This is a genomic window from Mycobacterium gordonae (assembly GCF_017086405.1).
In the GTDB taxonomy this organism is placed as follows: Bacteria; Actinomycetota; Actinomycetes; order Mycobacteriales; family Mycobacteriaceae; genus Mycobacterium; species Mycobacterium gordonae_D.
Genome location: NZ_CP070973.1, coordinates 52534 through 66514, shown reverse-complemented (window position 1 = coordinate 66514; position 13981 = coordinate 52534). Strand labels below are relative to the sequence as shown.

The following is a 13981-nucleotide window of genomic DNA, read 5'->3' as shown; positions in this document are numbered from 1 at the left end:
CAACCACAAGGTCGTGCAGCTGTCCGAAATTCTTCGGCCGCTCGCGGTCAGTAGCGAATACATCATTCAGGCGTTCACTGGATCGACCCACGGTGCCCGCCCCGTCGCCGCCCGGGATTCACCGGCAGCGGCGGGATCAGGCTGCGGGCAGCCGCACACGCAGCCTGAGCGTCGTTCTTGTGGTCGAAGCACCGATCAACGCCGGGACCTTCTGCGAACCATTCCCCGGTGTCAAGCCTGCCGACAAGGTAGCCGCCGGAGCTGTACACACCCGGCTTGACGCGCCTCCAGCTCATAGCACCTCCTGCGGCCCGCAGCCAATCGGTAACCACCCACGCCGGGTTGCCGTCTTCTGCAGCCACCACCGCGAAGAGGTCGGCCTCTGCGCCATCGATCGTGTACGCCATCACGACCCAGCCGAGGTCGTCCATTTCGATCACCAGCATCAAGTTGCCGACCCGTATCGCATGGTCGCCGTCGACGCACCACGGCTCCCCGAGGCCGCCGCTGGCATTGACGGCGTCGCGCACCCCCTGCTGGTGGGTGGACGCGGGCACTACCGCGCCATGTTGGCGAACCGCGACAAGTGCAACTGATGCGCCACGGTCACCGTCCTAGTCGGCCCGTTACGGTGTTTGGCCAGAATGAAATCGGCTTCTCCCCCGCGCGGATCGTCACGCTCGAAGGCATCGGGACGGTTCAACAGAATGACCATGTCGGCATCTTGCTCGAGACTGTTGTGGAGGTTGATCCCATTCGCCACAAAGTTGTGCGTGCCGTCAACAGTCCCGTCATATACGTCGTGTATGCCGATGCTGGTGATTTCGACGATGGTGTCCCAAAAGACATCACTGGTCGCCAGCGCGTGGATATCGTTGTCTGCCAAGAGCGCCGCTGCCCGGTGCAACCGCGACCGGCTCGGCGAATGCTTCCACATTATCGACCCGCAGAATTGTGTGCCCATTGCCGCGGCGAACTGCCGGTGCGTCATCTTCTTTACGGACAGCGCATTTCGAACCCGATCCCACACCGCGAGCGGCACAGTGTCCTGGTTGGGATTGCGGACGACCGCTTCCAGGTGGGACAGCACCTCTTGCCCGGCTACCGATTTCCCGCCGTGCACGCCGACATGGCGAAGGAAGCGGACCTGGTTCTCCGTGCCGTAGATACACAGGTGCCAAGAGTCCCGGTAGCCGAGCTTCTTCGCCAGTTTGATCCGCGCGAAAATACCCATCCGCAGCAACAGCTGAGCAACGTCGTCGATGAGACGACGACTTGTGGACGCATAGTAGATGCGTCCCTGGCCCACCTTGGCGTCCCACCGCACCGACCCGTCCGTCGCCCACAGATGCCGCAGGAACAGCGCCACCTGATCGTTGGGACAACGGAATACCGCTTCCGGCACGAATTTCTCATAGCTGCGCTTACCGAATAGACCCAGCCCATCAAGCCAGACCGCGATCGGATTGCGTCGACCGTGCGTCAGGCGCTTCGGCGCGGGCAGCCGCAGGGTGGTCACCCGAGCGGCTGCGTAGTCGTCGCGAACGGCTCGCACATCGAAATAGGCAGCCGACACCGTCACCGCGGCGAGCTTGGCTTCGTCCACCGAGGCATAGCGGATCGGTTGACGCTTCACACATGACCCGTCGCCGATCATGTGGGCGAGCAGCATGACTTCACAATCGTCCATCCGCTGCGTGTCAACGGGCTCCGGCACGCGCTGCGGCACTGCAACGCGGTCGCCAATCTTCAACTGCGCCAGGGGCGTCCAACCCTCTAACTTCATGAAGGGGTGGTTGCCGGTGGCCTCGACCTCTCGCCCGGAAGCCAGCCGCAGTCGGAACACCTCCTTGTGCCCGCTCGGAAATACATTCGTCATTGGCCGGGCGACCATCCGCAGCCGCTCGTTCACTGACCAAACCAGAGGACGCTCTCCGGTGCGCATCAGCTCACCCAAGGTGACCTCGGCGCCGGTATCGGCCCGGAGGATACGGGTCCCGGCAGTCACGCAACCCGACTCGCGAAGGTCGGACAGCATCGGCTTCTTATCGGTGCGTTGCTCGGGACCGCGGTTCAGCTGGCTGATCGCGACTACCGGAACCTCGAGCTCCTTGGCGAGCAGCTTGAGATGCCTTGAGAATTCCGACACTTCGATCTGTCGGGACTCCACCTTTTTGCCCGACGTCATCAGCTGCAGATAGTCGACCACGACGAGCTTCAGATTGGCCTTCTGCCGCAGCCGACGCGCCTTGGCCCGAATCTCCATCATGGTCAGGTTCGGCGAATCGTCGATATACAGCGGCGCCTCGCTGATCTCGCTCATCCGCCGCGCCAGACGGGTCCAGTCATCGTCGGTCATCCGGCCCGAACGCATATCGGCGAGTTTGATTTTCGCTTCCGCAGACAGCAGCCGCATCACGATCTCGGACTTGCTCATTTCCAGCGAGAAGATGACGCTGGCCATACGGTGTTTGATGGAGCACGACCGCATGAAGTCCAGCCCCAAGGTTGAGTTGTGGGTCGGCACCATCCCGCGCCCGGCGAGGTAGAGGTGCGCAGAGTTGTCCACCTCGACGCAGCGCACGGCAACGCTCGGAACACGGCGGACCGACACAATCTGCAGGACCGGCGCCATAACGGCGACGTGATGCCCAGCGGAGCCGGCGGGGACGATGGTGTCCAGGCCGCTCCGCAGTTGTGCCGACGTGCGGATGCCGTAACCGGTCGGCCAAAGGTGTTGAGCGTCAGCGACGATCGTCGTGCCGTCGGAGAATTCGATCTCATAGCAGGGGCGGCCCAGCAGGATCTCGGTGGCGGCCATGACTAGGGTCGGCGCTCCGTCGGCGTCGAGCAGCTCATCGCCAACGGCGACATCACCCATCGTCGTCCAGCCGGTCGGCGTGGGCAGCGGCGTGTTGAGCGCCAGTGCCTTCCCCACCCCCGGCCGCGCCGCCACGATAATCATCTGCCCGGGATGCAACCCGTTGGTCACCTCGTCGAGTTCGGTGAAGCCGGTCGGCACACCGCGCGAGATGCCGCCGTTGGAGGCGATGGCGTCGATCTCGTCCATCGTCGGCTGCAGCAGGTCCTCCAGGGGCACGAAGTCTTCGGAGGTGCGCCGCTCAGCGACCTCGTAGATCTCGGCCTGGGCCCGGTCGACGATCTCAGCTACGTCAGCCCCGTCAGCGCCGGCGTACCCGTACTGCACCACCCGGGTACCCGCCTCGACCAGGCGACGAAGCAGCGCCTTCTCGGCGACGATGCCCGCGTAGTAGCCGGCGTTGGCGGCCGTCGGCACGGTCGAGATCAGCGTGTGCAGATACGGTGCACCACCGATGCGTCGGAGCAGCCCGCGACGGTCCAGTTCCGCGGCCACCGTCACGGCGTCCGCCGGCTCACCGCGGCCGTACAGGTCGAGAATGGCGTCGTAGACGTTCTGGTGGGCGGGGCGATAGAAGTCGCTCGGCCGCAGCCGCTCCAACACGTCGGCGATGGCGTCCTTGCTCAGCAGCATCCCGCCCAGCACCGACTGTTCCGCGGCGAGATCCTGGGGAGGCTGGCGACCGTAGTCCTCACTGGGTGGCGGGGTGTCCATCCCCGGGTGAGGCATGTCATCGACGACCGCCACAGGCCACCTCCCTCCGACTCAACCACCGAACATACATTCGATCACTGGTATTCAGAGCGTAAGTCACCGCACCGACACCCGCCCCCCGCCCTATCGGCCTGCCTGATCGCACCCACACTGCGCCGGAAGAAACGTAAGCGTTGCTGGACAGGACTCCAACAGCGCCTGTTTATGAAGCTGTGGATCGAGTGTGCATATCGTTGAACGCCTGTGTTGAACGGGGTGTGGAGAACCTGTGGAGCAAAGCGACTTTTTTGTCCATCACTGCTGCTAACCGCCATCCAACGCCGCCGATTTCATGTGGACAAGAATTTCTACGGCGTGTCGGCGCAGGTTATCGCGCCGGGCGTGTTGGTTTTCCACCACATTTTGGCGGAGTTAATGCGAGGTTACGTCGACCCCGCGAAGGCGGCGTCGAAGACGTTCGCCAGAACGCCGCTCTGCGTGCCCCATTCCGGCAGCACAAAACCCGGTGCGGCCGAAAGGCCGCACCGGGCAAAGACGAAAAGAGTTAGCTCTCGCCGACGACTTCGAGCGCGACTTCGACGTCGATCTCGGGGTGCAGGTGCACCACCACCGGGTGCGTACCGACCGCCTTGATGTGAGCCTTGGGCAGCCGGACGATCCGCTTGTCGAGGTTCGGACCGCCGGCCTTCTTGATGGCGGCCACCACGTCACCGGCAGTGACCGAGCCGAACAGCTTGCCGCTGTCGGAGGCGGTCTTCACCGGCAGCGAGACCGATCCGAGCGCCTGGATGGCGGTCTTGATCTCGTTGGCGTGCTCGCGGTCGCGGACCGTCTTGGTTTCGCGGGCTCGACGGATGTCGTCGGCCTGTCGCTGCGCGCCGCGCGAGGCGACAATCGCCAGACCACGAGGCAGCAGGAAATTGCGGCCGTACCCGTCCTTGACTTCAACCGTGTCGCCGACGGAACCGAGGTGGTCGACGTCAGCCGTGAGAATCAGCTTCATCGTTTACGTACTTTCGTTGGGCCGCGCGGTGATCAGCGCGTCGAGGAGGTGAAGGGCAGTAGCGCGACCTCGCGGGCGTTCTTCACCGCGACCGCGATGTCCCGCTGGTGCTGCACGCAGTTACCGGTGACCCGGCGGGCCCGGATCTTGCCGCGCTCGCTGATGTAGGTCCGCAGCAGGTTGGTGTCCTTGTAGTCGATGTTCTGGCCCTTTTTGGCGCAGAAGACGCATTTGCGCGCCTTGATCGGCTTTTCCGGAGCCGGGCGCCGCTTGGTGGACTTGGCCATGGTGTCAATCTTTCCGTTCTCGTGCTGTGAAAGTTAGGTAAGTCAGAAGGGCGGTTCGTCGTCACCGCCGCCGAACGACCCCGAAGCCGGGGCGCTGCCCCACGGGTCTTCGCCTGATCCGCCGGACTGCGCCGGCGCCGACTGCCGTGATCCGCCGCCACCGCCACTGAATCCGCCACCGCCGCTGCGGCTGGCCTTGTTGACCTTGGCGGTCGCATACCGAAGCGAGGGACCGATCTCGTCGACCTCGACCTCGACCACGGTGCGCTTTTCACCCTCACGGGTTTCGAAAGAGCGCTGCTTGAGCCGCCCGGTGACGATCACCCGCGCTCCCCGCGTCAGACTTTCGGCGACGTTTTCGGCCGCCTCGCGCCAGATGTTGCAGCGCAGGAACAGCGCTTCGCCGTCCTTCCACTCGCCGCTCTGGCGGTCGTAGATCCGCGGGGTAGATGCCACCGTGAAGTTCGCCACGGCCGCACCCGACGGCGTGAACCGCAGTTCGGGGTCAGCGGTGAGGTTTCCCACGACAGTGATAGTCGTGTCACCAGCCATAATTGCCTCCTGGGTCCGCCTGATGGGTGGTTGTACGAGCCTGGGACCAGCCTAAGCACCTGCTCCGACAGGGGCGGTCAGTGCTTGTCGGTGCGCATAACCTTGGTGCGCAACACCGACTCGTTCAGGCTCAGCTGGCGGTCGAGCTCGGAGACCGTCGCGGGGGCGGCCTTCAGGTCGATGACAACGTAGATGCCTTCGGCGTGCTTGGCGATCTCGTACGCCAGCCGCCGCCGGCCCCAGATGTCGATCTTCTCGACCGACCCACCGTCTTTGCGGACGACGTTCAGGAACGTCTCCAGGGACGGGGCTACGGTGCGTTCGTCGAGCGTGGGGTCGAGGATGACCATGATTTCGTATGGACGCATAGGGACCTCATCACCTCCTCTGGTCTGTGCGGCCACGGAACCTCCGTGGCAGGAGGGTCGCCTGCGTCGGCAACCGCCCTAGGCTACCGGATGACCGGGCGGACCCGAAATTCACTTGCGGGACCGCAGGAACTCCTGCGCCCTGGCCCGCGTCGCCTCGTCGGCCTTGGCCAGCGCGCCGGAATCGAACGGCGGCTGTGGGTCGTACTCGATGAGCAGCTGCGTCGCTTGAGCGGCCACCCGGTCAACCAGCAACTCGGCCAGCCGCAACGCCATGTCCACGCCGCTGGACACTCCGGCCGCGGTGATGATCCGCTGCGGCAGGTGCTCGACGACCCGTTCGGGCACATATCGCGCGCCCAATCGGTTGAGCTCCTCGGCGGCGCGCCAGTGCGTCGTCGCCGTCAATCCGTCGAGCAGACCGGCGCCGGCCAACAACAGCGCCCCGGTACACACCGACGTGGTGAATCTCGTACCCGGGTGCACAGATTGCAGCCAGCCGCGGATGGTCTCGTCGTCGACGAGCACCCGGGTCCCGATGCCACCGGGGACCACCACCACGTCGGGGGCAGCGACCTCCTCGAACGTGGCATCGCAGGTAACGCCGAGCATGCCGTTCTCGGTGCGCACCTCACCGCGCCGATGACCGACGAAAACCACCTCGATCGACGGGATGCGTTGCAGCACCTCGTAAGGCCCGACAGCATCGAGTGCGGTGAACCGGGAGAACACCGGGATGGCAACCTGCATCAGCCCGGGCCCCCAACCAATTCGGGCTCCGGACGCACCAGCCGACGACGAGACGGGCGCAGCCACTTCGGCAGCCACTCAGGCGGATTATCGGGCGCCAGGTCGAAGTTGCCGCCAGCCGGATCGTCAACCCGGCCTTGCCAGCGCACCAGATCCTCCTCGGGCCGATAGATCTGGCGAATGACCAACACGCACAAGGCCATCACCGCGATATCGCGCACCAGTACCGTCGTCGTGAACCACTGCACCGGCAGCGAACGGTTCGGGTTGCCGTACAGGTAATACATTCTGGGCACCCACACCAGCGCATCAATTGTCATCCACGCCAACAGGACCCGACGATGCGGCACGGCCAGCACCGCCAGCGGCACCAACCACAGCGAGAACTGCGGACTCCACACCTTATTCGTCAGAAGAAAGGCCGCGACCACCAGGAATACCAGCTGCGCCAAACGAGGTCGTTGCGGAGCGGTCAGCGCGATGTAAGCAATTGCCGCGCAAGACAACACGAACAGCACCGAGACGACGCTATTCAAGACGGCCGGTGGTTCCCAGAAGCCCAGTACGGGGTCGAACCCGCGCCAGCCGGTGAACGACTTCACCACGTTGAACAGCGAGTCCATGTCGTCGCCGCGGCGGGTGTTGAGCCGGAAGAACTCCGACCACCCCCGCGGGAAGAGCACCATGATCGGCAGGTTCACCGCCAGCCAGGTCGCCGCGGCGATCAGCGTGGTCCGATAGACGTCGCGAAGCCGGCCCGACCGGATTCCCAGCACCAACAACGGACCCAGGAACAGCAGCGGATACAGCTTGGCCGCAACGCCCAAACCGATCAGCGCACCGGCGAGCACGGGTTTGCGCCGCGCCCAGGCCAGCAGGCCGCCCATCGCCAAAGCCGTTGCCAGAGCATCGAAGTTGGTGAAGATCTGGAAGATGAGCAGCGGGGATGCGGCCACCAAGGCGGCATCCCAGATGCGGCGACCGGCCAGTCCCGCCGTGGCCCACACGGTGAGCAGCCAGGCCAGCGCAAGTCCGAATGCGGCGAAATTGAAGAACATCACCACTTCGGCGACGATCGGAACGGGCAGAACTTTGCTGACCGCGGTGTAAGCCTTGGCCAAGCGCATCGATACGTACTGGTAAACCCCGGTCAACACCGGGTATTCCATATAGCGCACGGCGATCTGACCGTCGTAGCGGACTTGGGGTGTGCCGTTGCCGTCCGTCTCGATCCAGCTGGACTTGTAGGGAAACTTGCCCTGGTTCAACAACTCTGCCCCGTAGAGCGGCACCGTGTCGGAGTAACACAATTCGTAGTAGGCCCGCTGGTTGTCCCAATTGGCCACCCGCTGATCACCTGTTCCGGTGCCGGTGCTCTGCAGGCACGCCGCCTTCGTGGACCAGCCCAACGCCAGAAACACCAGCGCGATGACGAACATCACCCGCACCGGCGTCATGAATCGGGTGCGACCGATCAGCGCGTGCCGGCCCACGGGTCCACCGACCGCGTTGGCCAGCGCAGCGCCCAGAACGTCAGTGCGGCTGGGGCAGTCACGGTTGTCGGCGCTGCGGCGGTCGGCGGCCAGCGGCCGCGGAGAAATGGTGGCGCGCTCTGCCGGTGCCCCGGACCCGGGGTCCGTCACGGGGGCGGTTGAGGGACGTCAGACGACGGGGACGGCGGTGTCGGTCCGCCCGCGGGCGGCACCGTGATCGTGGTCGGTGGGCCCACCGGGATGGTGATCCCCGGCGCCACCTCGACCGTGGGCTGAATGACCGTCTCCGACGGCGGCGGTGGGGGCGGCGGAGGAGCCGCGGGCACTCCTGCGTAACCACCGATCTCCGTCGGTTTGGGGAAGGTCTCGTTCGGCTGACCCTTCAGGGCACCGTCCATCGTCGCCTTCCAGATGTCGGAGGGCAGACCGGAGCCGTAAACCGCTCCCCCGGAAGAGTTCACCAGCGGTACGTCGCCCTTGACCGTGCCGACCCAGACGGCGGTGGACAGTTGCGGGGTGTACCCGACCATCCAGGCGTCCTTATTGGATGTGGTGTCGCCGAACTGGGTGGTGCCGGTCTTGGCCGCGGACTGCCGTCCGCCCGCCAGGTTGTGGCCGCGCGAATATCCGGCGATCGGTTGCATCGCGGCGGTCACGTTGTCAGCCACCGCCTTGGGGATGCGCTGGTCACCGCTGTTGTCGGCGGAGCCGGCATCGAACAGAACCTGACCCTCGGCGTTGACCACCTTCTGCACGAAGTGCGGGCGGTGGTACAGGCCCGACGCGGCCAGCGTCGCGTAGGCCGTGGCCATGTCGATCACCCGGGTTTGGTACTGCCCCAACACGATTCCGTTGTTGGGCGGGCCACCCTTGCCGTCTTCGGACAGGGTGTGCGGGACGCCGGGGAAGCTCTCGGCGACGCCGGCCTGGTGCGCGGCGTCGGCGACGGCCTGCGGTCCGCCTTTGAGCTTGAGCATCAGCCGGTAGTAGGAGGTGTTGAGCGACATCTTCAGCGCTTCGGCCAGATTGCAGGTGCCGCAGCTCTCGCCCTCGACGTTGGTGATCTTGATGCCGTCGACGGTCAGCGGCGAACTGTCCACCTGGTAACCCAGCCCGATGCCCTGTTCGAGTGCGGCCACCAGGGCGAACACCTTGAACGACGACCCGGTCTGCAGGCCGGCCTGCGCGAAATCGAAGCCCAGTGCGTTGTTTCCGCCGTAATAAGCCTTCACCGCGCCGGTGCGCGGGTCGATCGAGACCGCCGCGGCGCGCATGTCGGGCTCTTGCCCGTCGAGGTACTTCGACACCGCCTTCTCCGCGGCCTGCTGCGCCTGTGGATCGATCGTGGTGGTGACCTGCAAGCCCTGGGTGTTCAAGGTCTGCTCGTCGATGTTGAACAGCTCGAGCAGTTCCTTGGTCACCTGGCGTTCGATCAGCCCGTTGGGCCCGGTGGTCTGATTCTCGGCGCGGGCCTGATCCGGCGAGACCGTCTTGGGGAAGACCTGTGTGGCGCGGTCATCGGCCGGCAGGGCCTTGGTCTCCACCATGCCGTCTAGGACCCAGTTCCAGCGCGCCAGCGCGCCCTCGGGATCGACGGCCGGGTCCAGCGTGGACGGCCGCCGGATCAGCGCGGCCAGCAGCGCGCCCTCGGACACGGTCAGCTGCTCGACGGGTTTGTCGAAGTAAGCCTTGGACGCCGCCGAGATCCCGTAGGCACCGCGGCCGAAGTAGATGATGTTCAGGTACGCTTGCAGCACATCGTCTTTGGACCACTCCCCCGCCATCTTGGTGGCGATGACCAGTTCCTTGGCCTTGCGCATCACACCGCTCCATCCGTGCTGCGCGGAGCCCACCAGGGCGTTCTTGACGTATTGCTGGGTGATCGTGGAGCCGCCCTGCAGATCGCCACCGAATAAATTGTTGCCGACCGCCCGGGCGAATCCACTGAACGAGAAGCCCGGATTGGAGTAGAAGCCGCGGTCCTCGGCGGCGATCACCGCCTGACGTACGTGCACCGGGACCTGGCTGAGGTTGACGTCGACCCGGTTACCTTCGGGCGGCACGATTTTGGCGATCTCCGAACCGTCACTGGCCAGGATCGTGGACACCTGGTTGGTGCGAATGTCCCCCGGCCGCGGCACGTCGACGATGAAGTAGGCCATGGTGAAAGTGACGATCGGGAGCAGGATCAGGACCGCCAGGCTCAGATACAACGCGCGCCGGACCCATCGCCAGTTGATTTGCTGGGACCAGGTCGGCTTCGGTCGGGGGCCCCGGCTGCCGGGGGACCCAGCCGGTCCCGACGGCGGCGGCCCGCCCGGCGGGCGTCGCCCGCCACTGAGCCGTTCGTGCCCGGGCCGCGGCGACGGGGAGTCCAGCGCGGCTTTGACCTGGCCGAGCGGGTCGGCAGGAGACGGCGAATCGAGAGCCGCCTTGACCTGGTCGATCGGGTCGGCGTGCCGGCCGGGGCGATCGTCGGACACCGTCGGGATGACCGTAGTCAGCCGGTCATCGGGCGGAACCGGACGGCGCGGGGGCGGCGGCTCACCCTGCTGCTCGCCACCGGAGTGTCCGCCGCCATCCGCTGTCGTCGACCCATCCGGTGAATCGCTGGACGACTGGTGGTGGCGCCCTCCGCTATTCACTGGCCGTGCGGGCGCCGTTGCGCGCCGTCCGCTTGCCGCCCGAGCCCCGCGGTGGGTGGGCGGGCACTGCCGCGCCCAGGACGTAGGACTTCACCAGGTGGTTCCAACTGCAGGTCCGGCACACTTCAACAACGTGCACAGCAAATTCCGAGAACCGCGTCGCCAGTAGCACCAACTCTTCTGCGGTACGCGCCGAACCCGAAACCGCACCGAGATGTTCGCCGAAAACCCAGGACACCAGCGTCAGCTGCTCTTTGCGGCAGATCGGGCACATCGTCTGGCTTTGTTTCCCGTGAAACTTCGCCGCGCGCAGCAAATAGGGATTGGCGTCACAGACCTCGGAGACACCGGTGCGTCCCGAGTAGACCTCGGCCAGCAGTGAGCGCCGCCGAAGGGCGTAGTCCACTACCTGTCGCTGCAGTCGCACGCTGACCAGAGTACGTCGCCCTCCCCGGCACCGGCACGCAACTGCGGCTGTTGTCGCGTGGGTGAGCAGGTATCCGGTGATCACAGGCTGTGCCGGTTGCGGGCCCGACTTCTACGATCATCCCGTGTCGAAATATCGGGGTGGGTCAGGTACCACGCGAGCCAAGGACAGCGACCGGCAGGACGCGTGCCGGATCCTGGACAACGCGCTCAACGACGGCGAGTTGTCGATGGAAGAGCATCGCGAGCGAGTCAGCATGGCCACCAACGCCGTGACACTAGATGACCTGCAGCTCCTGGTCGACGATCTGCAATCTGCGCAGAGCGCACCGGCCCAGAAGCCGGTGCAGGTGCCGATGATCCGCGCCAGGCGCAACGGGCTGGGCCTGGCTGCCGCCGCATTCGGCGTTACGGTGCTGCTGGGCATCGGGATCGGCTGGGGTCTGTACGGCAACACCACCTCGCCGCTGGACTTCACCTCCGATCCCGGTGCCAAGTCCGACGGGATCGGGCCGGTGGTGCTGACGCCACCCAAGCAACTGCAGTCCCTCGGCGGGCTGACCGGCTTACTGGAGCAGACCCGTAAGCGTTTCGGCGACACCATGGGCTACCGGCTGGTGGTTTATCCCGACTACGCCTCGCTTGACCGCATGGATCCGACCGACGACCGCCGGGTCCTCGACTACAACTACCGCGGCGGATGGGGCGATCCGAGCAGCTCCGCCCGCAACAGCAGCACCGACGCTGCCGTGGTCGACCTGGGCAAATTCGACGTCAAGACGGTGGTGGGCATCCTGCGCGGGGCCCCCGAGACCGTCGGCATCAAGCAGCAGGACGTCAAATCGATCTACTTGATCGTGGAGCCGGCGAAGGATCCCACCGCCCCCGGGGCGCTGTCGCTGACCGTCTACGTCTCCAGCGATTACGGCAGCGGGTACATCGAGCTGGCTGGCGATGGGACCGTCAAGCAGGTCCATTTTGTGAACTGAAGCCCGCCACCCGGGTGTGACAAACAGCGCATTAACGGACGGTGCTGTTGTCGCTAATATATCGGAGCGATACTATGACGCGAGACGTCGGATCGTCGTAACAAGCCAATGCACCGGGAGGTGAATCGATGCTGGAACTGGCAATTTTGGGGCTGCTCATCGAGTCACCCATGCATGGCTACGAGTTGCGCAAGCGGTTGACCGGCCTGCTCGGGGCCTTTCGGGCGTTTTCCTACGGCTCGTTGTACCCGGCGTTGCGGCGGATGCAGGCCGACGGGCTGATCGCCGAGAACGCGGCGCCGGCGGGGACGCCGGTGCGGCGCGCCCGGCGGGTCTACCAGCTGACCGATGAGGGCCGCCGACGCTTTACCGAACTCGTTGCCGACACCGGTCCGCACAACTACACCGATGACGGCTTCGGAGTGCATCTGGCATTTTTCAACCGCACTCCGGCGGAGGCGCGCATGCGCATCCTGGAAGGCCGGCGCCGTCAGGTCGAGGAGCGCCGGGAAGGTTTGCGTGAAGCAGTCGCGCGGGCCAGTAGCTCGTTTGACCGCTACACCCGCCAGTTGCATCAACTGGGGCTGGAGTCCAGCGAGCGTGAGGTCAAGTGGCTCAACGAGCTCATCGCCGCGGAACGGGCTGCTCCCAACACCGTCGAACAGACGTAGTCCACGCCAGATCCCCTCGCACCAACAACGATTACCAAGACAAACAAAGTTACCAAGACAAACAAAGTTACGAAGGTTAGGAGAACGCCCCATGAGTGGGAACACACAGGCGTCGACCGAGGTACGAGTCGCCATCGTCGGCGTCGGCAACTGCGCGTCCTCGCTGGTCCAGGGCGTCGAGTACTACTACAACGCCGACGACACCGCGTCCGTCCCTGGTTTGATGCACGTCCGGTTCGGCCCTTATCACGTCCGCGACGTCAAGTTCGTGGCCGCGTTCGACGTGGACGCCAAGAAGGTCGGCTTCGACCTGTCCGACGCCATCTACGCCTCGGAGAACAACACCATCAAGATCGCCGACGTGCCGCCGACCAATGTGGTGGTGCAGCGCGGCCCGACCCTCGACGGCATCGGCAAGTACTACGCCGACACCATCGAGTTGTCCGACGATGAGCCCGTCGATGTGGTGAAGGTCCTCAAAGACAACAAGGTCGACGTGCTGGTGTCCTACCTCCCGGTGGGCTCGGAGGAGGCCGACAAGTTCTACGCCCAGTGCGCCATCGACGCCGGCGTGGCATTCGTGAACGCGTTGCCGGTGTTCATCGCCTCGGACCCGGTCTGGGCCAAGAAGTTCAAGGACGCCGGTGTGCCAATCATCGGCGACGACATCAAGAGCCAGGTGGGCGCGACGATCACCCACCGCGTGATGGCCAAGCTGTTCGAGGACCGCGGCGTGACGCTGGACCGTACCTATCAGCTCAACGTCGGCGGCAACATGGACTTCAAGAACATGCTCGAACGCGAGCGCCTCGAGTCGAAGAAGGTCTCCAAGACCCAGGCCGTGACGTCCAACCTGACCGGCTCGCTCGCCGGCAAGGTCGAGGACAAGAACGTCCACATCGGCCCGTCCGACCACGTCGCCTGGCTGGACGACCGCAAGTGGGCCTATGTGCGCCTGGAAGGCCGCGCCTTCGGTGACGTGCCGCTGAACCTGGAGTACAAGCTCGAGGTCTGGGACTCCCCGAACTCGGCCGGCATCATCATCGACGCGGTGCGCGCGGCCAAGATCGCCAAGGACCGCGGCATCGGCGGTCCGGTGCTCCCGGCCTCGGCGTACCTGATGAAGAGCCCGCCGGAGCAGCTGGCCGACGACATCGCGCGTACGCAGCTCGAAGAGTTCATCAACGAGGGCTAACACCCTA

General features: G+C 65.2%; 13 protein-coding genes. 3 read left to right on the top strand and 10 right to left on the bottom strand.

From position 1 onward, the window contains the following. Positions 1 to 74: 74 nt before the first annotated feature. From JX552_RS00315 to JX552_RS00270, 10 genes are all read right to left on the bottom strand, one after another. Complete coding sequence (locus JX552_RS00315) at positions 75 to 557, bottom strand: hypothetical protein (RefSeq protein WP_205875574.1); 483 nt, start codon at positions 555 to 557, stop codon at positions 75 to 77. Then, the gene (locus JX552_RS00310; RefSeq protein WP_205875573.1) at positions 557 to 3628 is read right to left on the bottom strand and encodes a replicative DNA helicase; all 3072 of its coding nucleotides are present in this window, start codon (positions 3626 to 3628) and stop codon (positions 557 to 559) included. Before JX552_RS00310 ends, JX552_RS00315 begins: the two co-directional genes overlap by 1 nt. A gap of 511 nt (positions 3629 to 4139) precedes the next feature. After that, positions 4140 to 4598, bottom strand: coding sequence for a 50S ribosomal protein L9 (gene rplI, locus JX552_RS00305; RefSeq protein WP_205875572.1), 459 nt, complete (start codon positions 4596 to 4598; stop codon positions 4140 to 4142). A 32-nt stretch (positions 4599 to 4630) separates the two neighbouring features. After that, entirely contained in the window at positions 4631 to 4885 is a 255-nt protein-coding gene (gene rpsR, locus JX552_RS00300; protein WP_065046023.1) for a 30S ribosomal protein S18, read from the bottom strand. 42 nt (positions 4886 to 4927) lie between these two features. Then, positions 4928 to 5437 carry a single-stranded DNA-binding protein gene (locus JX552_RS00295; RefSeq protein WP_205875571.1) on the bottom strand — a complete coding sequence of 170 codons (510 nt, stop codon included), beginning with the start codon at positions 5435 to 5437 and terminating at the stop codon, positions 4928 to 4930. Positions 5438 to 5514: 77 nt separating this feature from the next. Then, a complete protein-coding gene (gene rpsF / locus JX552_RS00290) occupies positions 5515 to 5805 on the bottom strand; it encodes a 30S ribosomal protein S6 (protein WP_205875570.1) in 291 nt (96 codons plus the stop codon). 111 nt (positions 5806 to 5916) lie between these two features. After that, positions 5917 to 6555: a DJ-1/PfpI family protein gene (locus tag JX552_RS00285; RefSeq protein WP_205875569.1), complete on the bottom strand. Its 639-nt coding sequence runs from the start codon at positions 6553 to 6555 to the stop codon at positions 5917 to 5919. Next, positions 6555 to 8198 (bottom strand): glycosyltransferase family 87 protein, encoded by a 1644-nt coding sequence (locus tag JX552_RS00280; RefSeq protein ID WP_205875568.1) that lies wholly within the window; start codon positions 8196 to 8198, stop codon positions 6555 to 6557. Before JX552_RS00280 ends, JX552_RS00285 begins: the two co-directional genes overlap by 1 nt. Continuing rightward, positions 8195 to 10552 (bottom strand): transglycosylase domain-containing protein, encoded by a 2358-nt coding sequence (locus tag JX552_RS00275; protein ID WP_431196025.1) that lies wholly within the window; start codon positions 10550 to 10552, stop codon positions 8195 to 8197. Before JX552_RS00275 ends, JX552_RS00280 begins: the two co-directional genes overlap by 4 nt. A 133-nt stretch (positions 10553 to 10685) precedes the next feature. After that, positions 10686 to 11120 (bottom strand): DUF5318 family protein, encoded by a 435-nt coding sequence (locus JX552_RS00270; protein ID WP_205875566.1) that lies wholly within the window; start codon positions 11118 to 11120, stop codon positions 10686 to 10688. Between the two features lie 124 nt (positions 11121 to 11244). Between JX552_RS00270 and JX552_RS00265 the strand changes: the two genes are divergently transcribed. The 3 genes from JX552_RS00265 (at position 11245) to JX552_RS00255 (ending at position 13974) form a co-directional block, all read left to right on the top strand. Beyond that, positions 11245 to 12108, top strand: coding sequence for a DUF1707 SHOCT-like domain-containing protein (locus tag JX552_RS00265; protein WP_205875565.1), 864 nt, complete (start codon positions 11245 to 11247; stop codon positions 12106 to 12108). Between the two features lie 128 nt (positions 12109 to 12236). Next, complete coding sequence (locus tag JX552_RS00260) at positions 12237 to 12779, top strand: PadR family transcriptional regulator (RefSeq protein ID WP_065136886.1); 543 nt, start codon at positions 12237 to 12239, stop codon at positions 12777 to 12779. Between the two features lie 91 nt (positions 12780 to 12870). Then, complete coding sequence (locus tag JX552_RS00255) at positions 12871 to 13974, top strand: inositol-3-phosphate synthase (protein ID WP_205875564.1); 1104 nt, start codon at positions 12871 to 12873, stop codon at positions 13972 to 13974. The last annotated feature ends 7 nt before the right edge of the window (positions 13975 to 13981 follow it).